The sequence below is a fragment of the Swingsia samuiensis genome (assembly GCF_006542355.1).
Lineage (GTDB): Bacteria > Pseudomonadota > Alphaproteobacteria > Acetobacterales > Acetobacteraceae > Gluconobacter > Gluconobacter samuiensis.
Map to the genome: position 1 here is coordinate 686,857 of NZ_CP038141.1, position 23,144 is coordinate 710,000.

General features: G+C 47.3%; 18 protein-coding genes and 2 rRNA genes (1 of these 20 running past the window's edge). 8 read left to right on the forward strand and 12 right to left on the reverse strand.

Going from position 1 to position 23,144, the window contains the following annotated elements:
• The first annotated feature begins 84 nt into the window (after positions 1–84).
• Complete coding sequence (locus E3D00_RS03175) at positions 85–1,110, forward strand: isocitrate/isopropylmalate dehydrogenase family protein (RefSeq protein WP_141459883.1); 1,026 nt, start codon at positions 85–87, stop codon at positions 1,108–1,110.
• 27 nt (positions 1,111–1,137) lie between these two features.
• Positions 1,138–3,828, forward strand: a complete 2,691-nt coding sequence (gene acnA, locus E3D00_RS03180) for an aconitate hydratase AcnA (protein ID WP_141459885.1) — start codon at positions 1,138–1,140, stop codon at positions 3,826–3,828.
• Between the two features lie 65 nt (positions 3,829–3,893).
• Here the strand turns inward: acnA and ahpF are convergent, their stop codons facing one another.
• From ahpF to E3D00_RS03215, 7 genes are all read right to left on the reverse strand, one after another.
• Positions 3,894–5,456: an alkyl hydroperoxide reductase subunit F gene (ahpF, locus tag E3D00_RS03185; RefSeq protein WP_141459887.1), complete on the reverse strand. Its 1,563-nt coding sequence runs from the start codon at positions 5,454–5,456 to the stop codon at positions 3,894–3,896.
• A 95-nt stretch (positions 5,457–5,551) separates the two neighbouring features.
• On the reverse strand, positions 5,552–6,115 hold the full coding sequence (gene ahpC / locus E3D00_RS03190; RefSeq protein WP_141459889.1) for an alkyl hydroperoxide reductase subunit C: 564 nt from the start codon (positions 6,113–6,115) through the stop codon (positions 5,552–5,554).
• A gap of 174 nt (positions 6,116–6,289) precedes the next feature.
• Complete coding sequence (locus E3D00_RS03195; RefSeq protein ID WP_141459891.1) at positions 6,290–7,240, reverse strand: ABC transporter ATP-binding protein; 951 nt, start codon at positions 7,238–7,240, stop codon at positions 6,290–6,292.
• On the reverse strand, positions 7,237–8,196 hold the full coding sequence (locus tag E3D00_RS03200) for an ABC transporter ATP-binding protein (protein WP_141459893.1): 960 nt from the start codon (positions 8,194–8,196) through the stop codon (positions 7,237–7,239). Before E3D00_RS03200 ends, E3D00_RS03195 begins: the two co-directional genes overlap by 4 nt.
• 2 nt (positions 8,197–8,198) lie before the next feature.
• Entirely contained in the window at positions 8,199–9,170 is a 972-nt protein-coding gene (locus E3D00_RS03205) for an ABC transporter permease (RefSeq protein WP_141459895.1), read from the reverse strand.
• Positions 9,167–10,117, reverse strand: coding sequence for an ABC transporter permease (locus E3D00_RS03210; protein WP_408909358.1), 951 nt, complete (start codon positions 10,115–10,117; stop codon positions 9,167–9,169). The genes E3D00_RS03205 and E3D00_RS03210 overlap by 4 nt, the downstream gene beginning before the upstream one ends.
• Before the next feature lie 131 nt (positions 10,118–10,248).
• Entirely contained in the window at positions 10,249–10,458 is a 210-nt protein-coding gene (locus E3D00_RS03215) for a hypothetical protein (RefSeq protein WP_141459896.1), read from the reverse strand.
• 261 nt (positions 10,459–10,719) lie between these two features.
• Between E3D00_RS03215 and cysK the strand changes: the two genes are divergently transcribed.
• Complete coding sequence (gene cysK / locus E3D00_RS03220; RefSeq protein WP_141459898.1) at positions 10,720–11,715, forward strand: cysteine synthase A; 996 nt, start codon at positions 10,720–10,722, stop codon at positions 11,713–11,715.
• 50 nt (positions 11,716–11,765) lie between these two features.
• Here cysK and E3D00_RS03225 read toward each other — a convergent pair whose 3' ends face one another.
• Entirely contained in the window at positions 11,766–14,129 is a 2,364-nt protein-coding gene (locus E3D00_RS03225) for a heavy metal translocating P-type ATPase (protein ID WP_141459900.1), read from the reverse strand.
• A 558-nt stretch (positions 14,130–14,687) separates the two neighbouring features.
• Between E3D00_RS03225 and E3D00_RS03230 the strand changes: the two genes are divergently transcribed.
• The 5 genes from E3D00_RS03230 (at position 14,688) to E3D00_RS03250 (ending at position 19,758) form a co-directional block, all read left to right on the forward strand.
• Entirely contained in the window at positions 14,688–16,427 is a 1,740-nt protein-coding gene (locus E3D00_RS03230; protein ID WP_141459902.1) for a copper resistance system multicopper oxidase, read from the forward strand.
• Positions 16,428–16,438: 11 nt separating this feature from the next.
• Positions 16,439–17,218 (forward strand): copper resistance protein B, encoded by a 780-nt coding sequence (locus tag E3D00_RS03235; protein ID WP_141459904.1) that lies wholly within the window; start codon positions 16,439–16,441, stop codon positions 17,216–17,218.
• 224 nt (positions 17,219–17,442) lie between these two features.
• Complete coding sequence (locus tag E3D00_RS03240; RefSeq protein ID WP_141459906.1) at positions 17,443–17,685, forward strand: FeoA family protein; 243 nt, start codon at positions 17,443–17,445, stop codon at positions 17,683–17,685.
• A gap of 7 nt (positions 17,686–17,692) precedes the next feature.
• Positions 17,693–19,567, forward strand: coding sequence for a ferrous iron transport protein B (gene feoB, locus E3D00_RS03245; protein ID WP_141459908.1), 1,875 nt, complete (start codon positions 17,693–17,695; stop codon positions 19,565–19,567).
• Positions 19,564–19,758 carry a hypothetical protein gene (locus tag E3D00_RS03250; protein WP_141459910.1) on the forward strand — a complete coding sequence of 65 codons (195 nt, stop codon included), beginning with the start codon at positions 19,564–19,566 and terminating at the stop codon, positions 19,756–19,758. Before feoB ends, E3D00_RS03250 begins: the two co-directional genes overlap by 4 nt.
• 18 nt (positions 19,759–19,776) lie before the next feature.
• Here E3D00_RS03250 and cls read toward each other — a convergent pair whose 3' ends face one another.
• The 4 genes from cls to E3D00_RS03270 form a co-directional block, all read right to left on the reverse strand.
• On the reverse strand, positions 19,777–21,231 hold the full coding sequence (gene cls / locus E3D00_RS03255) for a cardiolipin synthase (RefSeq protein WP_141459912.1): 1,455 nt from the start codon (positions 21,229–21,231) through the stop codon (positions 19,777–19,779).
• A 127-nt stretch (positions 21,232–21,358) separates the two neighbouring features.
• Complete coding sequence (locus E3D00_RS10705; RefSeq protein WP_408909359.1) at positions 21,359–21,529, reverse strand: hypothetical protein; 171 nt, start codon at positions 21,527–21,529, stop codon at positions 21,359–21,361.
• Between the two features lie 248 nt (positions 21,530–21,777).
• Positions 21,778–21,892, reverse strand: a 5S ribosomal RNA gene (gene rrf, locus E3D00_RS03265).
• Between the two features lie 84 nt (positions 21,893–21,976).
• Positions 21,977–23,144 (reverse strand): 23S ribosomal RNA (locus E3D00_RS03270) (it continues 1,569 nt past the right edge of the window).

The window sequence follows — 23,144 nt, forward strand, 5'->3', positions numbered from 1 at the left end:
TAGTGATCATCAAACGTTTGATCTTTTTTCTTTTCTCGTTAAAGTTCATATGCTGCTTTCAGCCCATCTCTTCAGGACTGCATCATGAATGATATGATTTCTGCCACCCTCCTGCCCGGCGATGGCATCGGCCCTGAGATTACATCTTCGGTCATAACAATCCTTGATCACCTCAAGGCCCCTTTTAAATGGGAACAACATATCGCAGGAATGGCTGCAATAAACCAATGTGGCACTCCCCTTCCTGACACAACACTCCAAAGCATCAAGAACACAGGCCTCGTCCTAAAAGGTCCTCTTACAACACCTGTTGGAACGGGATTTAAATCCATAAACGTAACATTACGACAGCAGTTTGACTTGTACGCCAATGTTCGGCCGGCTCGTACCGTCATCCCAAACGGACGCTATGAGAATATAGATATCGTTATTATTCGTGAAAATATTGAAGGTCTTTATGCAGCCCTAGAACATTATATCCCTCTTGATAATGATCCACACGCCGTAGCTTACGGGGGAGGATTCAATACAAGAAAGGAATGTAACAGAATCGTAAGATTTGCTTTTGAATATGCGGTTAAAAATAACCGCAAAAAAGTTACTCTTGTTCATAAAGCCAATATACTCAAAATCTTCAGCGGGCTTTTCCTTGAAGAAGGTCGCCGTGTTGCACAAGAGTACCAAGGCCGTATTCTTCTAGAAGAACGCATTGTCGATGCATGTGCGATGGAACTGGTTATCAAGCCAGAAAACTATGATGTCATCGTTACGACCAACCTGTTTGGAGATATTTTATCTGATCTCACCGCAGGTCTTGTCGGCGGATTAGGCATGGCCCCCGGTGCAAATATTGGAGAAAACATGGCTATTTTTGAAGCAGTCCATGGATCAGCTCCCGATATAGCAGGCCAAGGAGTTGCCAATCCCCTTGCCCTACTTATTGCCTCCGGCATGATGCTTTCCCATATTGGCCGACAAGATTTAACGCACAAACTCACCGCTGCAATTCATCAAGTCATAACGCATGATGGCTTACGCACGCGAGATCTTAACGGTAGCGCCACAACACACGATATCACTCAAGCCCTCATCAAAGCCCTTCACACCTAAGAGTTTAGTTTACGACAGGGATGCAAAATGAAAACCGCTGGACAGAAACCTCTAAAAAATCATGAAACACTAACCGTTTCGGGAAGGGAATATAATTTTTTCTCTATACACGCAGCGGCAGAAAAGTTTGGTGATATTACTCACCTTCCTATTAGCCTTAAAATCCTTCTTGAAAATATTTTACGCTTTTCCGACGACCAACCCCACGCTTCTGAAAATGCCCAAGCCGTTGTTGACTGGGTAAAACAACGCTCATCACACCATGAAATTCCTTTTAAACCTGCGCGTATTCTTATGCAGGATTTTACTGGCGTGCCCGCCGTTGTCGATCTTGCGGCAATGCGTGATGGCATCATTGCCCTCAATCAAGACCCTCGCAAAGTAAACCCTCTTGTCCCGGTTGACCTCGTCATAGATCATTCTGTCATGGTGGATGTAGCGGGCCGCTCCGACTCTTTACAAAAAAATGTTTCTCTCGAGTTTCAACGTAATCACGAGCGCTATGCTTTCCTTCGCTGGGGCCAAGAAGCTTTTGATCAGTTTCGGGTTGTTCCCCCTGGGGCCGGTATATGCCATCAAATTAACCTAGAATATCTGTCTCAAGTCGTCTGGACGAAGGATATTGATGGTGTAACTTTTGCATATCCCGACACGTTATTTGGCACAGACTCCCACACAACCATGGTCAACGGACTAGGTGTTTTAGGATGGGGGGTTGGAGGCATTGAAGCAGAAGCGGCAATGCTGGGACAGCCCATTTCTATGCTTATCCCAGATGTTGTTGGTGTTCGGTTAGAGGGAATCCTCCCTGAAGGAACAACGGCAACAGACCTTGTCCTTACCATTACTGAAGCACTCCGTGCCAAAGGTGTAGTGGGAAAGTTTGTTGAATTTTATGGCTCTGCACTTGACCATCTTCCTGTTGCAGACCGCGCAACCATCGCAAATATGGCTCCTGAATATGGCGCAACATGCGGCTTCTTCCCGGTTGATTCCTTAACATTAGAATACTTGCATCAAACAGGCCGAAGTGAGCAGCAAATTGCCTTAGTCGAAGCCTATCTTCGTGCTCAGAGCATGTTCCGGGATTCCTCTCTTCCTGACCCCGTTTTCTCTTCAACCGTGACTGTGGATTTATCCTCCATCACTCCTTCTCTTGCTGGCCCAAAACGCCCTCAAGACAGAGTAGACCTTTCCGCGGCATCCAGTTCTTTCCAAAAAGAACTTACAAAAAGTTTAGGGGTTAAACCTGAAAATATAACAAACACAGCTCCCCTCCCTCATGAGAACTATGCCCTTGAGCATGGATCCATCGTCATTGCTGCGATTACTTCCTGTACCAATACATCCAATCCGGCCGTTCTTATCGCTGCCGGTCTCGTGGCCCGCAAAGCACGCGCTTTAGGCCTTAAACCTCAACCTTGGGTCAAAACATCTCTCGCTCCTGGTTCTCAAGTTGTTACAGACTATCTGGATCGCGCTGGATTAACGGCAGACCTTAACGCGCTCGGTTTTGAAACGGTGGGGTATGGTTGCACAACATGCATCGGGAACTCAGGCCCGCTTGCTCCGGATATTATCCATACCATCGAGGCACATAAGCTTGTCGCTGTTTCCGTTTTATCTGGTAATCGTAACTTTGAAGGACGTATTTCTCCCCAAGTCCGTGCCAATTACCTCGCCAGCCCTCCTCTTGTGGTAGCCTACTCTCTTTTAGGAACGATGAGTAAAGATATTACCACTGCAACTCTTGGTCATACGCCCCAAGGGCACCCAATTACACTCAAAGATATTTGGCCCTCACATCAAGAAATCGCATCTTTAATGAGTTCTGCCGTCACACGAGAGGCCTTTGTTGAACGTTATAAACATATCACTCAAGGCACAGCTGAATGGCAATCCCTTGCTTCAGCAGACACAACACCTACGTTCAAATGGCAGCAGAACTCAACCTATATTCAAAGTCCGCCTTACTTTACACACCTCACCAAAGAGCCAACCACTCCCTCTAATATCGAAAATGCACGCATTCTTGCTCTCTTGGGAGATAACATTACTACAGATCACATCTCTCCTGCGGGATCCATATCCCCTTCCTCGCCAGCTGGGATGTATCTGCAAAATCATCAGGTGCCTCCTCAAGATTTTAACTCCTACGGCGCTCGCCGCGGAAATGACCGGATCATGGTTCGTGGAACATTCGCCAATATTCGTATTCGGAACGAAATGGCTCCCGGAACAGAAGGAGGCATGACCACTCACCACCCGGATGGGACTGTTATGTCCATTTACGATGCTGCTGAACTTTACAAAAAAGCCAAAACCCCTTTGGTCATTTTTGGCGGTAAAGAATATGGCATGGGCTCATCACGTGACTGGGCCGCAAAAGGAACACACCTTCTCGGTATTAAAGCCGTTATTGCTGAGAGTTTTGAACGAATACATCGCTCCAACCTCGTAGGGATGGGCGTTCTACCCCTCACCTTTGAAGAAGGAACAACACGCAACACGCTCAAACTCACTGGAGAAGAAACCATTACCATCACTGGGATTGATCATCTTCTTCCCAAAAAAATACTTAATATGACCATCCTATATACTGATGGTCACATTAAGCAGATACCATTGCTATGCCGTATTGATACATTGGATGAGGTCGAATATTACAAAAACGGCGGTATTCTACCATACGTTCTAAGAGATATGGCTAAAGCCTAAAATAAAAGGGAAGGCACATACCTACTGATATGTGCCTTCCCTTTTTCGTAGCAAGTATTAAACGATTACGCCTCAACAGGTAGACGGATCATATAATCAAAAGCGGCTAAAGAAGCTTTTGCACCTTCTCCCATCGCAATAACAATTTGCTTATAAGGGACTGTCGTTGCATCACCTGCTGCAAATACGCCCGGAACAGAAGTTGCTCCATGGTCATCCACAATGATTTCACCATGTGAACTTAGATCCAGCGCACCTTTTAACCATTCAGTATTCGGAATCAGGCCAATCTGAACAAACACACCATCTGTATTAATGCGCTTTTCTTCACCATGCTCATCTTTATAAACAAGGCAGGTGACTTCTTCACCATTCCCCTCAATATGAGTTGTTAAAGCGTTGGTGTGAACAGTCACATTTGGTAAGCTCAAAAGCTTATCTTGCAAGACTTTATCCGCTTTCAAACGTGGGCCTCTTTGAAGCAACGTTACGTGCGAAACAATATTGGCCAGATCAATCGCAGCTTCAACACCACTATTTCCCCCGCCTGTAATGACCACCGGGCGCCCTTTATAAAATGGGCCGTCACAATGCGGGCAATACGCAACACCTTTCGTGCGGTAGTCATCCTCTCCCGGTACACTTAGTTGCCGCCAGCTCGCACCTGTTGCCAATATAACCGTCTTAGAACGTAGCTTTGCCCCGCTTTCTAACACGATTTCATGCAATCCCCCCGTACGCTCTGCTGGGACCAATTGAGCAGCCCGCTGCCCAGAGATGATTTGTACATCATATTGACGTACATGCGCTTCCAACTCAGCAGAAAGCTTTGGTCCATCGGTTTCTTTAACGGAAATGAAATTCTCAATGCCAGCCGTATCCATCACTTGGCCGCCAAAACGATCCGCAATTAGACCGGTACGCAGTCCTTTACGCGCAGCATAAATAGCCGCTGTTGCTCCCGCTGGACCAGCACCTAGAACAAGCACTTCAAAAGGTGCGGTATCATTCAATTTCTCCGCCGCCTTCTCAACTGAACTTGTATCCAGTTTTCCGAGAATCCCAGCAATATCCAGGCGTCCAGAAGAGAATGGTTCTCCATTGAGATAAACCTGCGGAACAGAACGTATCCCTAGCTTTTCTACCTCTGCCTGAAAATCAGCACCATCAATGGCAGTATGTTTAATATTGGGGTTCAGAACACTGATTGTATTCAGTGCCTGCACCACATCTGGGCAGTTCTGGCAAGATTGAGAAAAATATGTTTCAAATTTTAGATCACCCTTGAGAGCCTTAATTTGCTCTATAATATCTTCATCTACTTTGGGCGGATGACCACTCACTTGCAAAAGCGCTAAAACAAGGGACGTAAATTCATGCCCCATTGGAATGCCCGCGAAAGAAACTTCTTCAGAAGAGCCTGCGCGACGAATGGTAAAGGAGGGACGTCTGTCGGATTGACCGGCGTCAGAGAATGTAACCTTGTCTGATAAACTGGCGATGTCTTCCAGCAAATCACGCATTTCTTTTGAACGCGCATCAGAGCCAAGGCTCGCTTGCAGCACGACATCATTCCGCAGGTACTGCATATAGGCGCGCATCTGGCTTTTCAGGTCGTCCTGAAGCATTATTTTTCTCCAACGATTTCAAAATAGAAATATAAAATTATACTTCACCAAAGGAAGCATATGGTGAGGTCTTACTGACCTCACCAGAAGCAAAATTAGATCTTACCGATCAAATCAAGAGATGGCTTTAGTGTTTCACCACCTTCTTTCCATTTTGCTGGGCAAACTTCACCTGGGTGTTTTGCAACATATTGAGCTGCACGAACCTTATCAAGAAGTTCCGTTGCGCTACGGCCAACACCACCGGCTGTAATTTCGATGTATTGGATCTTGCCTTCTGGGTCGATCAAGAAGGTGCCACGGTCAGCTACACCAGCTTCTTCAATGTAAACATCAAAGTTACGAGCGATACGAGCTGTTGGGTCACCAAGCATTGTGTACTTGATTTTGCCAATAGCTGGAGATGTGTCATGCCACGCTTTATGTGTGAAGTGCTTATCTGTTGATACAGAATAGATTTCTACACCAAGCTTTTGGAATTCAGCGTAATGATCTGCAAGATCTTCCAACTCCGTTGGGCAGACGAATGTGAAGTCTGCTGGATAAAAGAAGAAAACAGACCATTTTCCACGTACATCTGCATCTGTAACAGTTAAGAACTTACCGTCACGGAAAGCTTCTGTTGAAAAAGGGGCGAGTGATGAATTAATACGAACCATCGGAAAAATCCTCCTGTTCTTGCTCGTATGTGTGTCTAGAACTTATGTCCCACAAAATAAAAGGAAAGGGAAACAGTTCCTATCAATATTGCTTATAGACAAAACTTTATATATCCCCCTCAAAACACTGTTAAGTCTATAAAAGAGTCTAAGCCGACAAGCCCTACTTTCTAATTATAGCTTCCTCACCTCACTCTGAGGATAGTGACACGCCACACGCCGCCCCTCTAATCCATAGTCCTGCAACAATGGTCGTTCCAAAGCACATCTAGGCTGCGCAACAGGACATCTGGTATGAAAGGCGCATCCAGAGGGTGGGTGAACAGGGCTTGGAATATCCCCTTTCAAAGGGGCACCCAAAGGCCGGTTTAATTGTGGTACGGCGGCTAACAAAGCCCGTGTATAAGGGTGCAAGGGAGTTGCAATTAAGGAGAGGCTCTCCCCTTCTTCAATAATTCGCCCCAAATACATCACAGCGATCCGATCCGCCATCTGCCGCACGACCGATAAATCATGTGAAATAAAGACGGAGGCCAACCCCAAAGAAGACTGTAATTCCCGAAAGAGGTTAATAATTTGCGCCTGTATCGAAACATCTAACGCTGCAACCGGTTCATCTGCGACCAGTAGCTCAGGCTTAAGAACCAAAGCGCGCGCAATATTCAACCGCTGTCTTTGGCCACCTGAAAAAGCCGATGGATAACGCCCCAAATCCGCATAAGATATTCCCACAAGCCGGGTAATTTCTTCTAAACGTTCTTGTATGTTCTTATGTCTATGAATCTTCAAAGGCTCCGATAAAGAACCTCCGACGCTTCGCCGTGGATTAAACGACGCATAAGAATCTTGAAAAATCATCTGCATCCGCGGCCTCCACGGCCGCATCGCACGCTCAGATAACCCCGTAATTTCTTTGTCATCAAAAAAGATATGACCAGAACTAGGTGCCGATAACCCAACTAACATACGCCCTAGAGTAGATTTCCCGCATCCAGACTCTCCAACAAGAGCCAACGTTTCCCCTCGTGAGACCGTTAAAGAAACATCCGATACAGCATGCACCACCTTTTTTCGTCCCAGAGCATACTTTTTTGTAACGTCTTGAGCCTTCAATAAAACTGTCATGCTGAATACAACACACACGCCACACGACGCTCTGAATCAATGTTTTTCAATTCTGGACGGGCAAGAGCACAAACCTCTTTAAAGAAAGAGCAACGCGGCCCAAAAACACATCCTTCTGGGCGTGACACCGGACTGGGTGGAGAGCCTATAATTGTTGGAAGTTTATCGGGACGTATCCCCTCCAAAGGAGGGATCGCTGCGAGTAAGGCTTTCGTATAAGGATGTAACGGATCCTCCAAAACCTGCCTTACAGGCCCAGTTTCGACCACTTGCCCAGAATACATTACGGCTACAGTGGTACAGCTTTGTGCCACCACCCCCATATCGTGCGTAATCAGCATGACACCTGCACCTTGATTACGGATCTCATGCAACAAAGCAAGAATTTGCGCCTGTACAGTGACATCCAGCGCCGTAGTTGGCTCATCCGCAATCAATAAATCTGGCGCACACGACAGTGCCATCGCTATCATTGCTCTCTGCCGCAAACCACCCGAAAGCTGATGGGGGTACCGATCTGCAGCCAACCAAGGTTCTGGCACGCCCATTTTCTCCAAAAGCGAAACAGTCCGTTGCCGTGCAGCCTTACGTGTTACTTTTTCGTGCAAACGAATTTGTTCGTCAATCTGTGCTCCAATCGAGCGTACAGGCAAAAACGCTGTCATTGGATCTTGGAAAATCATCGCAATCCGCAAACCGCGTAACTTCCGCAACATCCGATCTGGCATACCAACCAGTTCTTGCCCATCAAAGTGGATATGCCCTGCTGGTTTTAAATGCGGCAAAAGCCCCATCACACTCAGCGCTGTTAAGCTTTTACCCGAACCTGATTCCCCAACAACACCAACCGTCTGACCAGATTTCACCTCGAAAGACACATCTTCCAACAAACGAGTTCCATTTGCCAAAGATAGGCCCAACTTCTCAATGCTCAGCAATACCCCACGAGGATCCATCGTTATGGCTCCCGCATACGTGGATCAAGCAACACATATACGCCATCAATCAATGCATTTGCCAAAACAACAAACACCGCAGCATACATCACCGTTGCCATAATCAATGGCAAATCCAACGTCGCTAAAGCTTGATAGGTCAAACGGCCAACTCCTGGCAGCGCAAACACAACCTCTGTCAGCAATGCTCCACCACCTAAAAGCTGAGCAAAATCCAAACCAAATAATGAAACATAACTTAACCAAGATAGTCTCAAGCCATGCCACATCCATACCCGAACAGGGCCAGCCCCTTTTGCCCGTGCAGTGCGAATTGGGTCAGAATGCATAATAGCCAACAATTCTGAACGTAAAATCCGAGCATATAAACCAATAAATGAAATAGATAATGTGAACGCTGGCAAAAAAAGAGCCTTGGCCCAGCCCCATGGATCCTGAAAAAACGGCACATATCCCAATGGTGGCACCCACTCAAACAACCATGTGTCATGCCACCGGTCCTGAGTAAAAAGATTTACTACCTCTCCAACCCAGAACACCGGCATTGATAGCCCAATCAAACTCATCGTCATCAAAAAACGGTCTATCCATGTTTTTTCAAATGCGGCGGCTACCACGCCAACACCGACAGCCCCAATCCCCCAAAAAAGAGCCGCCATGACCACCAAAGATAAAGTAACTGGCGCGGCCTGAATAACTTCAGGAACAACTTTCTCTCCATGATTAACAAAAGAAGTTAAATCCCGCGTAATAAAAAGCCGTTTCATCATATATGCGTATTGAACGGGAAGTGACCGATCAAACCCATATTCCATATTCACACGCGCAATGACTTCTGCACTGGCCCCACGACCAGCAATACGGGCAGCCGGATCAACGCCTGGCGTAGCAAAAAAAATACTAAATACCAGCACGGAGATGCCAAAAATCACCAAACCCATCTGAAAAAGGCGTAAGACAATTTTTTGTATCATCCGCGAGCCCCACGCATCTCAAAAAAATCGCGTAGTCGATCCCCTATGATATTCAGTGCTAAAACAGTCACAACAATAGCAATGCCTGGGGCGATCGCGACGAAAGGGCGAGTATATAATAATCCTTCTCCATCTTGGATCATCGTGCCCCACGAGGCTGCTGGTGCCTGTACCCCCAAAGATAAAAAAGAGAGTGCTGATTCTGCTAGTAAGCATAAAGCAGCAATCAAAGGCGCCATCACCAAAAGGGTTGGCATCACATTAGGCACTATTTCTCGACATATGATCCGCACATGAGACGCCCCTACACCCCGCGCAGCTATGACGAACTCAGCTTTATTCACACTTAGCGTCTGTGCACGTAAGGGGCGTGCGGCATAAGGCACATAAATAAACCCTATAATAACAATGGGGATTAAAAAGCTATCCGCACCGACCTTATACCCTAACAAAGAGAGTGGATGCCCCACCGTTACGACAGACAAAGAGATCGCAAAAAGGTACACAGGAATAGCCCACAGAATATCCAAAAAACGAGATACGATCTGATCTACCCATCCTTCAAAATATCCTGCACAAACACCTAAAACACTCGCAAAGCACAAACATACACATGTAGAGCAAGCAGCAATAACTAAAGAACTCCGTCCTCCATAAAGTAAACGTGCTGCGACATCCCGTCCCTGAGAATCTGCTCCAAACATATAGGACCACTTGCTAAAATCTGGTCCAATCGGTGTTAAGCCTAGATGTAATGGATTATTATTGGGCTGCATAATATCCATCTGCAGCCCATGGCGGATCACAACGCCAGCAACATTGGATGAAAACGGATCCACCCCAACGCAATAAGCATATAAAGGTGCTGCAAAGCTTAACCCCGCTATAACAGCAAGGCTCATAACAGCAAAAATTATACTTTTCTGACGAAAGATATAACGGGCCAACAAAAGAAAACTGTTATCGTGCCCTGAATTCACCCTTAACACTCCACATCAAAGCTCAACCCACTCTTCTCATAGCGCGGTATTCTAAAAATAAATACCGGATCGAGCTTCACATGCGGAAAATAACAAAACTATTTTTCAGATTTGGTTACAACAGGTAAAGCCAAACGAGCCTGCGATGCGACTTGCTGCTTCAGGAGGTCTATATCAGGGATCGTCTTGTTATGAAGAGATCTCACGCAATCATGTGCGGCATAAAAACGCCGCGTCCCCGTTTGGTTGACGATAATAGCAACGCCTAAAAAAACACCATCAATTTCAACAACTGTCGAGCCAAGCATAATGCCGAACCTTCTTCTCTCGTTCGGCACCTTCATATTAAATACCGAAACGTTAACGTTTATCGAAGAAAAAAACTGTACGATACGATCGACAGCCACACATTCGTGTCATATGGATATCCTGCTAACTTTCACTCGAAAAAACTATACATACCCTTTCCCGTCAATGTTTTCTGCTATAAAATTCTTGTTACTTAAAATTCATATATGACTTTATCAAAAAGTTGTATTCTAAGTGTCTCTTTGTGTTAGAAGACCGTCATGAAAAAAAAGAACATTTCTTCTCCTGCCCCTTTTACAAGTTATGCTGCACCTCGCGGGAGAGTTTATAATTCTTTTCTTGAGACTGTTGGAGGGACACCTCTCGTCGCTCTCCCTCGACTAAGCGAATACTTTAAGCTCCACGGATCACTCCTTATAAAGCTGGAGTTTTTTAATCCACTCGGCTCCGTCAAAGATCGCATCGGTGTGGCTATGCTCCGAGACGCCGAAACAAAAGGCCTTATTACTCCCGGGAAAACAGTTCTTATTGAACCAACATCTGGAAATACTGGCATTTCTTTGGCTTTAGCGGCCGTCGCTCTCGGGTATCAGCTCATTGTAACCATGCCTGAAAACGCCTCTAGTGAACGCCGCAAAATGCTTCTTCTTATGGGAGCTAAGGTGGAGCTTACTCCGGCCAGCCAAGGCATGGCCGGTGCCATCAATAAATCAGAAGAGCTTCTACGAACCCTTCCCGATGCATGGATGCCTAGCCAATTCGAAAATGAGGCTAACCCGGCAATTCATGAACAAACAACTGCCCGCGAAATCTGGGAGGACACAGAGGGAAAAGTCGATATGGTCGTCGCAGGCCTTGGTACAGGCGGCACCGCATCAGGGATCGCTCACGGCCTCAAAAAACATCGCAAAGATATTCAGGTCTTTGGAGTTGAACCGCATGAAAGCGCGGTTTTACATGGAGACGAACCCGGCCCTCACGGTATTCAAGGTATAGGCCCAGGTTTTGAGCCAGATACGCTCGATATCAAAGCGCTTACAGATATTTTTGAGGTCTCCGAAAAAGAATCCCTTCAAACAGCCCGTCTTTGCGCCTCAATCGAAGGAATTCCAATTGGGATATCCTCAGGAGCAGCTTTATTCGCGGGAATTAATCTTGCTAAAAAAACGGCCAATAAAGGCAAAACCATCGTCGTCATCGCACCATCCTTCGCCGAGCGCTATCTCTCTACAGCGTTATTTGATGGACTTGGGTGATCTAATTATCTTTATATTTGGGTTGCCGCTACAAATTCAGAAATCACTTTTCATTTCCTTCCCCAGCGTTTTAACAATAATGAATTACTCACAACGGAAACCGAACTCATCGCCATCGCTGAGCCTGCAATAATCGGATTTAACAAACCGAAAGCAGCCAGTGGCAGCCCTAAGAAATTATAAATAAAAGCGAAAAAGAGATTCTGGCGAATTTTCGAAAGTGTCGCTTTTGACAGCGAAATAGCATCCAACACACTTGTCAGTTCACTCTTCATCAAAACAATATCAGCCGTTTCCAATGCCACAGCCGCACCTGCTCCGACAGCAAAACTTACATCTGCAACAGCTAAGGCCGGGGCATCATTCACCCCATCTCCAACCATCGCCACGATAGTGCCATTCGCACGATAATCTGAAACAACCTCAGCTTTATGTTCTGGCAAAACTTGTGCTCTAAAATCATCAACACCCACTTGTGCAGCCACAAGAGCAGCTGCGCGTTCATTATCCCCCGTTAACATCACCACCTTTAGGCCGCGTTTTTTTAACGCATCAACAGTGAATAATGCTTCTTTGCGCAGCATATCGAGCAGAGACACAACACCCAGAACGCGATCTTTCATTGCCACAGCAACCACTGTCGCACCTTTGTTCTCCAACTCACTAATCGGAAAGCCACCCAAATCGTATCCAAGCTCTTCAACAAAGGCAGGAGAGCCTAGAAAAACCTTATCTCCCAATATTTCTCCTTCTACCCCTCGCCCCGGGCGGGCAGAAAATTGTTCTACCTCCCAGCCTCTTACCAAAAAATCTTCGCCATACCGCACGATTGCTCGCCCTAATGGGTGTTCAGAGTTCTGCTCCAAGGCAACAGCAACCGATAAAACATCTTCTATACTCACACCTGGCGCCGGATACACCGCTTCTACCGAAGGGTGCCCCTTCGTGAGTGTGCCTGTTTTATCAAAAATGATCGTCTGGATTTTTTCAGCACGCTCCAACGCTTCTGCATTCCGAAAGAAAACTCCTTTTTGAGCGCCTTTCGTCGTACCGACCATAATAGCTGTTGGCGTCGCCAAACCTAACGAACAGGGGCACGCAATAACCAACACAGAAACAGCGGCAACCAAACTCTCTACCCAAGAGCCAGTCACCAGCCAATTTATTCCCCATGTCAAAAGTGCAAAACCAATAACAACCGGAACAAAAATCCCAGATACCCGGTCCGCCAACCGCTGAACATGTGCTTTGGACCCTTGGGCCTGCTCCACCATACGGACAATGCGTGCCAGAGCCGTGTTTGAACCAATGCCCGTGGCCTCGACCCTCAGCACACCGTTCGTATTCATGGTTCCTGCAAAAACATCGCTCTTGTCCTGCTTCAACACAGGAACGCTTTCACCAGTTAAAATTGCTTCATTCACTTCGGACGTACCGGAAAGCACTTTGCCATCCAAAGGAATGCTCTCTCCGGGGCGCACCACAAATACAGTCCCGACCTGAACATCTTTTAAGTTCAGATCAATCTGCTTTCCCTCTTTCTCCACATGCACTGTCTGTGGCTGAAGCTCCAACAAACTCTCAACACCACTATTCATTCGTGCTTTGGCGCGCATTTCCATCAAACGGCCCAGCGAAATCAGAATGATAATCAAACCGCTTGTTTCAAAATACACCGGCAAATGAACCGAGAATACATAAACAATGAAGCTATACAGGTAAGCGACACTCGTCCCTAAAACGACCAGCACATCCATGTTAGCAGCCCCCGCCCGCACAGCCTTCCATGCCTGACGATAGAGCTTTTGACCGCCTATATACTGTATAAACGTTGCGCTTAAGAATTGATAAAGAACTGGGATAACGTGATCATATCCCATCATCATACCAATCATTTCAATATATAATGGGATACCTGCTACAGCGGCGACTATGAAGTTATTCCGTGCTTTTTTCCAAGAACGACGGCGCTTCTCATGCTGTCCCTCCTGAGGCTCTTCTGTGCGCAAAGACGCCCCAAAGCCTGTCTTCTTTACTTTTTCTAAAATTGTATCTGTATCAATAATTCCCGGAACAAACGTCACATGCGCCCGTTCTGTCGCCAAATTTACATTCGCTACGACCGAAGGTAACCTATTTAATACTTTCTCAACACGGGCAGAACATGCGGCACATGACATTCCCAAAACGTCAAAATCAAAACTCCGTTCGTCTGGTGCAAAACCACTTTTCTTTACGTCTTCTAAAACGTCGCTTACGGACGCATCTTTTTCATTAAATGTAATATATGCTCGAGCAGAGGCAAAATTAATCGCCGCCTCTACCCCTTCACGTTTATTCAACACCTTTTCAAGGCGCGTCGCACAAGCCGCACATGACATTCCTTCAACAGGAAAGCTAATCGACTGTGCCATACACTTATTCCTTACCTACACATGTTTTTCCTTAATATCGTCACGTCGCCCTTAAAAAGCAAAATAAAGTTTTTTCATTCAAAAGCTTGATCATTTTTAACAGATATCTTTTACTTTCATGATCTTTTGTTCCCTCTTTAGGGGTTATCACAGCGTAATGCGCATACGGCAGCTTCTACACGTCCTTCTTTTCTTATGTTTGTTCTCATATCTTGGGATCAAGCCGCCTGCTGCTGTCGCACACACTTCCCACCACATTCATTCTTTACACAACACACACTCTCACACTTGCTCTCATAGTCAGCCCAACACCTGCTGCAACACACATACTTCATGTAATGAATGCTCTCCTCCTCCTCCCTTTTTCTCATATTTAACGTTGCGTTCCCTACAAAAGAAAGAATTTAATCCCTCTCTTCTGCTCTTACCCTCTGGCCAACAAACACACCCCTTACCACGCCCCCCTAAAGCTCAAACCGCTTAATCTCCTCACTATTTTCCTATCTTCTAGAACTATCTTTCTTATTAAGATGGGTCTGATTTTCAGCGGTTTTCATCATGCTTAAACATCCGATATCCTCCTCCCGTATAACCCGGCGTCAATTCGTAACCGGCCTTGGGGCAACAACGCTGCTTCCTAACGCAGCACGCGCCACACCTTTAGGCAACAGCAACATCCCCGCCGTTTCTTCCAATCAGTGGGATCTTCGTATTCAACGCTCTAAAATTACCTTGGATGGAAAAACCCTCAACGCGCCTTGCGTTAACGGAACAGTCCCCGGTCCTGTCTTGCGGTGGAAAGAAGGCGAAACAGTTTCTCTCACCATTACCAACACTCTTAAAGAAGATACCTCCATTCATTGGCATGGTATTCGCTTGCCCTCTCAGATGGATGGTGTGCCGGGGCTCAGTTTTTATGGCATCCCACCCGGACAGAAATTTACCTATACTTTCCCCGTGCAACAAAGCGGCACCTATTGGTATCACAGTCATTCCAATATGCAGGAAGCGATTGGCCTTTATGGCGCCATCATCATTGATCCTCTTACCCCGGACCCTATTCCCTGCGAGCGCGATTACGTCATTTTCCTAGGAGAATGGACGGATGCAATGCCAGATGACATTATCAGCAACCTCAAAATGCAAAGCGATTATTATAACTTTCGCCAACGCACGCTTGCCTCTCTTCCAAAGGAAGCTCAACACGCGGGGAGCACGTCAGCAGCATTAAAAGACCGCCTGATGTGGTCCCGCATGAACATGGCCGCTACAGACATTTCTGATGTAACGGGGATTGTCTATACCTACACCTTAAATGGTCATGCACCAGACACTAACTGGACCGGCCTCTTCCGTCCCGGGGAACGCATCCGCCTGCGCTTCATCAACGGCGCCGCCATGACCTTCTTTGATGTCCGGATTCCCGGCCTTGAAATGCTCGTCGTTCAAGCTGATGGAAATAACGTTGAACCCGTGCCCGTTGATGAGTTCCGTATCGGCGTAGCTGAAACATATGACGTTATCGTTCAACCAAAAGACAATCGCGCTTATACTCTTTTTGCCCAAAGTGAAGACCGCACAGGATACGCGCGAGGAACGCTTGCCCCTGCTTTGAGAATGTCCGGCATTATTCCTCCTATGGATCCTCGCCCTGTTCGCACAATGGTCGATATGGGAATGGGCCATATGGACATGCCTTCCATGTCCACAATGAAGATGCCCTCAATGAACATGGGAGGAATGGCAATGAATATGCCCCCTTCCTCACCTTCCCCAATCGTGGAAGACCCGGGGCCACCTCCCCTTAATGTTGAAAATCAGAACATTGCCCAAGCTCCCATAGACCGCACAGGAAGCCCTGGAGATGGACTTGAACATAACGGCCGCCGCGTCCTGACCTATAAACACCTCCGCGCCCTCAGACCCGGAACAGATCCACGCCCCCCCTCACGAGAAATTATTCTCCATTTAACAGGGAATATGGAACGCTATATCTGGGGGTTTAACGGCCGGAAATACTCCGAATCCGGCCCCATCCGTTTACACAAAGGAGAGCGTGTCCGCTTTACCCTCATCAATGACACAATGATGGAACACCCCATCCATCTTCATGGCCTATGGAGTGAACTTGAAAATGGACACGGTGAATACCGGCCCTACAAACATACCCTTATCTCTCAGCCCGGCTCCCGAATGAGCTACCTTGTAACGGCAGATGTCCCCGGAATGTGGGCCTATCACTGTCACCTCCTCTACCATATGGACTTAGGCATGTTCCGCACAGTGATCGTGTCGTGAGCGGTGGTGTCATGAACAGAAGATACATATTCTCCCTGATTGGACTTTTTACGCTAACCCCATACACAGTCGCCGCTCAACCAAGCGTTCAGTACCAAGCCGCCGATGCGCCTGTTGCAAACATAAGCACCCACCTTCCCGGCATGCCGCCCATTATGGATCAAGGCACTTGGTTTCATGGTATCTTCAATGAGCTGGAAGGCCGCTACTCGCCCAAAGGAACCAATTTTCGCTGGGATGGAGAAGGATGGTATGGCTCAGATTACAATAAATTCTGGATCAAATCCGAAGGAACACTGGAAAAAGGGCGCCTCAGCGACGGTCAGCAAGATTTTCTTTATAGCCGTGCTGTATCCTCTTATTGGAACCTACAAGGCGGCGTCCGCGTCGATCTTGACGATGGCCCCACACGGACATGGGCGGCTTTTGGGGTTCAGGGATTGGCTCTTTACCAATTTGAATTCCAAGCCACAGGCTATGTCAGCAATAAAGGCCGTTTCGCTTCCCGGCTGGAAGGCTCATATGATTTTCTGCTGACCAACCGCCTCATTCTTCAACCTCAAGTAGAACTCAACCTCTACACGAAAGCCGATCCAGCACGTCAAGTCGGTGCAGGCTTATCAGACATCGATACAGGTTTGCGCTTACGCTACGAAATATCTCGTAAATTCGCGCCTTACATCGCCGTGACCTATTCAGGATATCTCACACAAGCCCACCGCTTTGCACGTCAACAAGGAGAACAAACCGGCACAACACGCTTCACTTTTGGTGTCAGAAGCTGGTTCTAAAACAAATCTCTCAGAAACGGGCCTCACTTTATCCAAACAAGAGTAAGGCCCGTTTCTTCATTATAAATTTTTTAAGCGCAATCTGCTGTTGCCTATGATAGATTTAATTTGATATTTATTGCAAATAATTCTCAAATACATCTTCCAGCGTTGATGCTATGATATTATTTACAGTGATGCATCCACCTCTTGGTGATGTGGATTGAACCTATTGGACTAAACATATGTGCCACCTCGATACACTTCCCAAAGGTCACCACGCCATTATCGAACTGGTAGAACAACGTACCTCACCAGATCCTATTAGCGCACGCCTTGAAGAATTGGGGTTTGTCCCTGGAGAAACAGTGGAAGTCATTGCTGTTGGTCCCGTCAACGCAGATCCGATCGCGGTCAGCCTTGGTTCATCCCGCTTTGCTCTACGCAAAGGCGAAGCTGCTCGTATTGCTCTGAAAGAAGCTTTTTAATTTTCTAATGACTAAACAACCGTCTTCCGCGCCGTCCACGTCCTCTTCCCTTCACATTGCTTTGGCCGGAAACCCCAATAGCGGGAAGACATCCCTCTTTAATCAGCTTACCGGAAGCCGACAGAAAGTCGCCAACTACGCAGGCGTTACCGTTGAACGAAAAGAAGGGTTCTTTACCACCCCCAGTGGTCGTTCAATCCGGGTCCTGGACCTTCCGGGCGCCTATAGTCTCACATCCACAAGCCCCGATGAAGATGTCACACGAGACGTTCTCATGGGCACGCACCGTTCTGAAGCTCAACCACAAGTCCTCGTCGCGGTCATTTCTGCCAGTAATTTACGGCTTCATTTACGCTTCCTATTAGAACTCATTGAACTTAAGCTCCCCATCATTGTTGCTCTCAGCATGATGGATGAGGCCAAACGTCATGGCATTGCGATTGATGTTGATGGGCTTTCTGTTGATTTAGGCGTGCCCATCGTCCCTGTGATCAGTGTGCACCGCCAAGGTGTAACGTCCCTGATCTCAATTCTAGATCAGGAGCCACCGCCGCCCCCTATTCCAAGACAAATTCTGGACACACACGCAGAAGTACGGCGGCTTTTACAGACCTACGTTGTCCAACAAACAGCAAAACGCGCACGCAGAACCGATAAACTCGATCATTGGTTTCTCCACCCTGTCTGGGGACCCATTATCCTTCTTATCGTGCTTTTCTTCATGTTCCAGACCGTCTTCTCATGGGCTCAACCCTTGATGGATTTTCTGGATGCCGGAATTCCAGCCCTCGGCGCATGGCTCCTCAAACCTCTTCCTGACGGCGTCTTACACAGCCTCCTTCAAGATGGGATTATTGCAGGAGCAGGAACGGTCATTGTCTTCTTGCCTCAAATCCTTATTCTTTTCTTGTGGATCCTCGCTCTAGAAGAATCAGGCTACCTGCCTCGAGCCGCTTTCCTGCTTGACCGTATCATGGCCATGGCGGGGCTAAGCGGGCGATCCTTCATTCCCCTTCTGTCCAGCTTTGCCTGTGCCATCCCGGGAATTATGGCAGCCCGCACCATCCAAAACCCCAGAGACCGGCTTGTCACCATTCTCATTGCCCCGCTTATGACATGCTCCGCACGTCTGCCGGTCTATACACTTCTGATTGGTGCGTTCGTTCCTCATAAAACACTCTTTGGCTTTATCGGACTGCAAGGCGTTGTTCTGTTTGGCTTATACGCTGTGGCCATCATCAGCGGCATTATCGCCGCACGTATTATGACACGTGGCGTCAAATCCGCAGAACACCCCCTTTTATTGGAGCTTCCTCCTTACCGTCGCCCCAACCTTAAAAGCTTAGCCCTTGGTTTATGGCAACGTACCGTAATGTTCCTCTCCCGTGTGGGAACGGTCATTGTGTCACTGAATGTACTCTTATGGGGTTTGGCCAGCTTCCCCGGCGCACCAGAAGGGGCAACAGATCCTGCAATTAATTATAGCCTTGCAGGACGCATCGGACATTTAATGCTCCCCATTTTCGCACCTATTGGCTTTAACTGGCAAATTTGTGTCTCTCTTATTCCCGGCCTTGCCGCACGAGAAGTTGCGGTCAGCTCTTTAGCAACGGTTTATGCTCTGGGCGCCACTGACGACAGCGCCGTCGATAAGCTCTCCCCCATTCTTTCCAGCCAATGGAGTATGGCCACAGCTTTTTCCCTGCTGGCATGGTATGTTTATGCCCCTCAGTGCATTTCCACCCTCGCCGTTATGCGCCGTGAAACAAATTCCATGAAAGTCGTGCTTGGTGCAGCGGCCTATCTTTTCGGCCTCGCTTACCTTGCGTCTTTCCTCACTTATCACATCACTTTAGCATTTACACATGGAGGCTTCTCATGATCGGCACAATCGTTGCAATCATCGTCGTGAGCTTGGCAGCTCTTTATTGGTATAAAAGACTTTTCCCCAAAAGCTGGAGACATTTACTCACCAAGCTTGGAATAACGCCCAAACCGGCGCCACTACCCTCATCTTCTTCCAGTTGTGGAAGCTGTAATGGATGTGATCGTAGTAATGGAGGGTGTCACTAACCCCCCCCTTACTTCATTTTAAAGGACAGGCCCAAGCGTCGATAAAACATTGTTCCACAGAACAACATGCATTGGCCACTGCTTTACTTCTTCCAAACTAATCTCAATACTTTCTTCCAAATAGGTGAGCTGACGCTCTTTAATCTTCTTCGTAAAGTCTCTGTCATACAAGAATATATTATTTTCAAAATTAAGTTCGAAGCTTCTACGGTCCATATTAGCAGACCCAATTAACGTCATTTGTTCATCAATCGTGATGGATTTTGTGTGCAACAATCCACGTGGATATTCAAAAATACGAACCCCTGCCTTCAGCAGAGCCAAATAGTAACTCCGGCTCGCACCACCAACAATCCATGAATCATTCACACGAGGCATAATCATCGTGACTTTTACACCTCGATGACCGCACGATAATAAAGCGCTTAACAACGCATCATCCGGCACAAAATAAGGCGTGGTTAAAATAAGCTCGTCCTTTGCGCTTCCCATTAAAGCCGCAAACATTTCTGGCATTGCCTCACTTCGTATAGCAGCGCTTGTGCCTATCACCTGAGCAACAAAACCATTTTCATAAGAAGGTATTTCAGCCTCTTCTAATAAAGGTGCCAGATCTTCCGTCGTATGAGACATCCAGTCTGTAGCAAACAAATGCTGCATCTGTAGCACAACGGGGCCTTCAAAACGGGCAAACAAATCTACCCATGGTGCATATTTAGCTTTCACCCGGAACTCTGGGTCAGCACAGTTCTGGCTGCCGCAATAGGTTAACTTATTATCAATAACAACAGTTTTTCTATGATTTCTCATATCAAAACGACCATGGAGCGGACGCAATAAAATGTTGCCAATGGGTAAAGTCCGAACCAGATGCACCCCAGCGGATTTCATCTGTTCCCAAAGCTTGCCATGAATTAACCCGCGCGACCCAAGATCATCCGCCATGACGCGGCACACAACTCCACGTTTCGCCGCACGCATTAAGGCTTGAGCAACTTTAGTGCCGTTATTATCTTCCAACCAAATATAGAAACACACATGAACCGTATGTTGAGCCTGATCAATATCCTCGACAATACGCTCAATCGCAGTATTAGAATCTGGCATCAACTCTGCGCGGTTCCCCGGCAAAGGTGCATAATCGTTAATGGACTGACCTAAACGAAATAAAGGTGCTGCTCTCGGTGGGAGATTATAAGCCGTCTCAACATCGATCGGAGCATTCTGTTCCTCACCCCGACCAGGGAGCGGCACATGACGCATCGCAAAACGAATGCGTTCAACAATCTCTTTCCCAGGATTTGTTTCCCCTAAAAATAAATAAGCAATAATTCCAATAATAGGTAACGCACCAATTACAGCCACCCAAGCAATACGGGCTGCTGGCTCTCTATTCTTTCGTATTAATGCTCTAATAATAAAGATGGCTTGAAGGAAAAATATTATACTAATGCTTATAAAATGACGGCTCACTATGCATCCCTCTAATAGGAACTATTAAAAAATACCCTAAAGAATACATAATTTTAACGAAATTTAAAGACTAAACAAAATAGCAAATTTAATAATATTTTACTGTCAAACTATGAGTCTATTTCAGTTAAATATAGTCGTGACTTTGACCCGGATTAACATACCCATAAACCCGAAAACCATTTTCCGTTTCTTCCCCAGGTACGTGAATTTTCTTAAGAGATGATCTTACAATTTCACGATGTGCCGGGTTACCAATCAAAATATCGACATATACAATATTATCATACCCACCAATAGAAAAATGATAAAACCACTCTCCATCGGGAGGTGAGTAATAACCATTCGTTAAAAGCGTTCTCCATTAAGGGGAAGGGTCAAGGCAATACAGCTCCAGCATTTCCAGCCTCAACTCTTTCCACTTTGTATTATTCATGACTGGAAAAGTATGGTTTTCTCCCCGTTCATTTTGATACCCCGTAAAAAAACCAACCCCCGCATGATAAAAACATCATGCGGGGGTAAGGATTGAGGGTAAGCTAGGGGACCTGGCGGCGACCGACTTTTCCGCACCTTAAGGTGCAGTATCATAGGCGCTGAGGGTTTTCACGTCCGAGTTCGGGATGGGATCGGGTGTAGATCCCTCGCCAAAGCCACCAGGTCTTCTAGCTCACCCTATCATGAGAGGGTGGTGATTGGGTTGGTGTATTGAATGAGGAGTGTGACTGATTTCTGTGCATGTGTTGATGTGAGAGGTATGAGCGATTAGGACCGGTTAGCTGCATGCATTGCTGCACTTTCACACCCGGCCTATTAACGTGATGGTCTATCACGGCTCTATGAGACCTCGTTTTGAGGTGGGTTTCCCGCTTAGATGCTTTCAGCGGTTATCCCGTCCGCACTTAGCTACCCGGCTGTGCCGCTGGCGCGACAACCGGTGCACCAGAGGTGCGTTCATCCCGGTCCTCTCGTACTAGGGACAAATCCTCTCAAGTCTCTTACACCCACGGCAGATAGGGACCGAACTGTCTCACGACGTTCTAAACCCAGCTCACGTACCACTTTAATCGGCGAACAGCCGAACCCTTGGGACCTGCTCCAGCCCCAGGATGTGATGAGCCGACATCGAGGTGCCAAACCTCCCCGTCGATGTGGACTCTTGGGGGAGATCAGCCTGTTATCCCTAGAGTACCTTTTATCCGTTGAGCGATGGCCCGTCCACGTGGGACCACCGGATCACTATGGCCGACTTTCGTCTCTGATCGAGCTGTCACTCTCACAGTCAGGCGGGCTTATGCCATTGCACTCAACAGCCGGTTTCCGACCGGCCTGAGCCCACCATCGCGCGCCTCCGTTACACTTTGGGAGGCGACCGCCCCAGTCAAACTGCCCACCATGCAGGGTCCCGGACCAGGCTTACTGGTCTCGGTTAGACATCAGAAAAATTCAGGGTGGTATTTCAAGGATGGCTCCACCGGTGCTGGCGCCCCGGCTTCAAAGCCTCCCACCTATCCTACACAGAATTTTCCTGATGCCACTGCAAAGTTGCAGTAAAGGTTCATAGGGTCTTTCCGTCTGACCGCGGGTACCCCGCATCTTCACGGGGAATTCAATTTCGCTGAGCCGATGCTGGAGACAGTGGGGAAGTCGTTACGCCATTCGTGCAGGTCGGAACTTACCCGACAAGGAATTTCGCTACCTTAGGACCGTTATAGTTACGGCCGCCGTTTACCGGGGCTTCGATTCAACGCTTGCACATCTCCTCTTAACCTTCCGGCACCGGGCAGGCGTCAGGCCCTATACGTCATCTCTCGATTTCGCAGAGCCCTGTGTTTTTACTAAACAGTCGCTACCCCCTGGTCTGTGCCACCCACTGATGGTTGCCCACCAATGGGTCTCGTTTATCCCGAAGT

Coding starts and splice junctions, on each gene's coding strand:
- cysK (WP_141459898.1), top strand. CDS start 10,720: ATGAAAAAAAAGAACATTTCTTCTCCTGCCCCTTTTACAAGTTATGCT.
- E3D00_RS03240 (WP_141459906.1), top strand. CDS start 17,443: ATGTGCCACCTCGATACACTTCCCAAAGGTCACCACGCCATTATCGAA.
- E3D00_RS03195 (WP_141459891.1), bottom strand. CDS start 7,240: ATGACAGTTTTATTGAAGGCTCAAGACGTTACAAAAAAGTATGCTCTG.
- E3D00_RS03250 (WP_141459910.1), top strand. CDS start 19,564: ATGATCGGCACAATCGTTGCAATCATCGTCGTGAGCTTGGCAGCTCTT.
- E3D00_RS03230 (WP_141459902.1), top strand. CDS start 14,688: ATGCTTAAACATCCGATATCCTCCTCCCGTATAACCCGGCGTCAATTC.
- ahpF (WP_141459887.1), bottom strand. CDS start 5,456: ATGCTTCAGGACGACCTGAAAAGCCAGATGCGCGCCTATATGCAGTAC.
- E3D00_RS03205 (WP_141459895.1), bottom strand. CDS start 9,170: ATGATACAAAAAATTGTCTTACGCCTTTTTCAGATGGGTTTGGTGATT.
- E3D00_RS03225 (WP_141459900.1), bottom strand. CDS start 14,129: ATGGCACAGTCGATTAGCTTTCCTGTTGAAGGAATGTCATGTGCGGCT.
- E3D00_RS03200 (WP_141459893.1), bottom strand. CDS start 8,196: ATGGATCCTCGTGGGGTATTGCTGAGCATTGAGAAGTTGGGCCTATCT.
- acnA (WP_141459885.1), top strand. CDS start 1,138: ATGAAAACCGCTGGACAGAAACCTCTAAAAAATCATGAAACACTAACC.
- ahpC (WP_141459889.1), bottom strand. CDS start 6,115: ATGGTTCGTATTAATTCATCACTCGCCCCTTTTTCAACAGAAGCTTTC.
- E3D00_RS03215 (WP_141459896.1), bottom strand. CDS start 10,458: ATGCTTGGCTCGACAGTTGTTGAAATTGATGGTGTTTTTTTAGGCGTT.
- E3D00_RS03235 (WP_141459904.1), top strand. CDS start 16,439: ATGAACAGAAGATACATATTCTCCCTGATTGGACTTTTTACGCTAACC.
- feoB (WP_141459908.1), top strand. CDS start 17,693: ATGACTAAACAACCGTCTTCCGCGCCGTCCACGTCCTCTTCCCTTCAC.
- E3D00_RS03175 (WP_141459883.1), top strand. CDS start 85: ATGAATGATATGATTTCTGCCACCCTCCTGCCCGGCGATGGCATCGGC.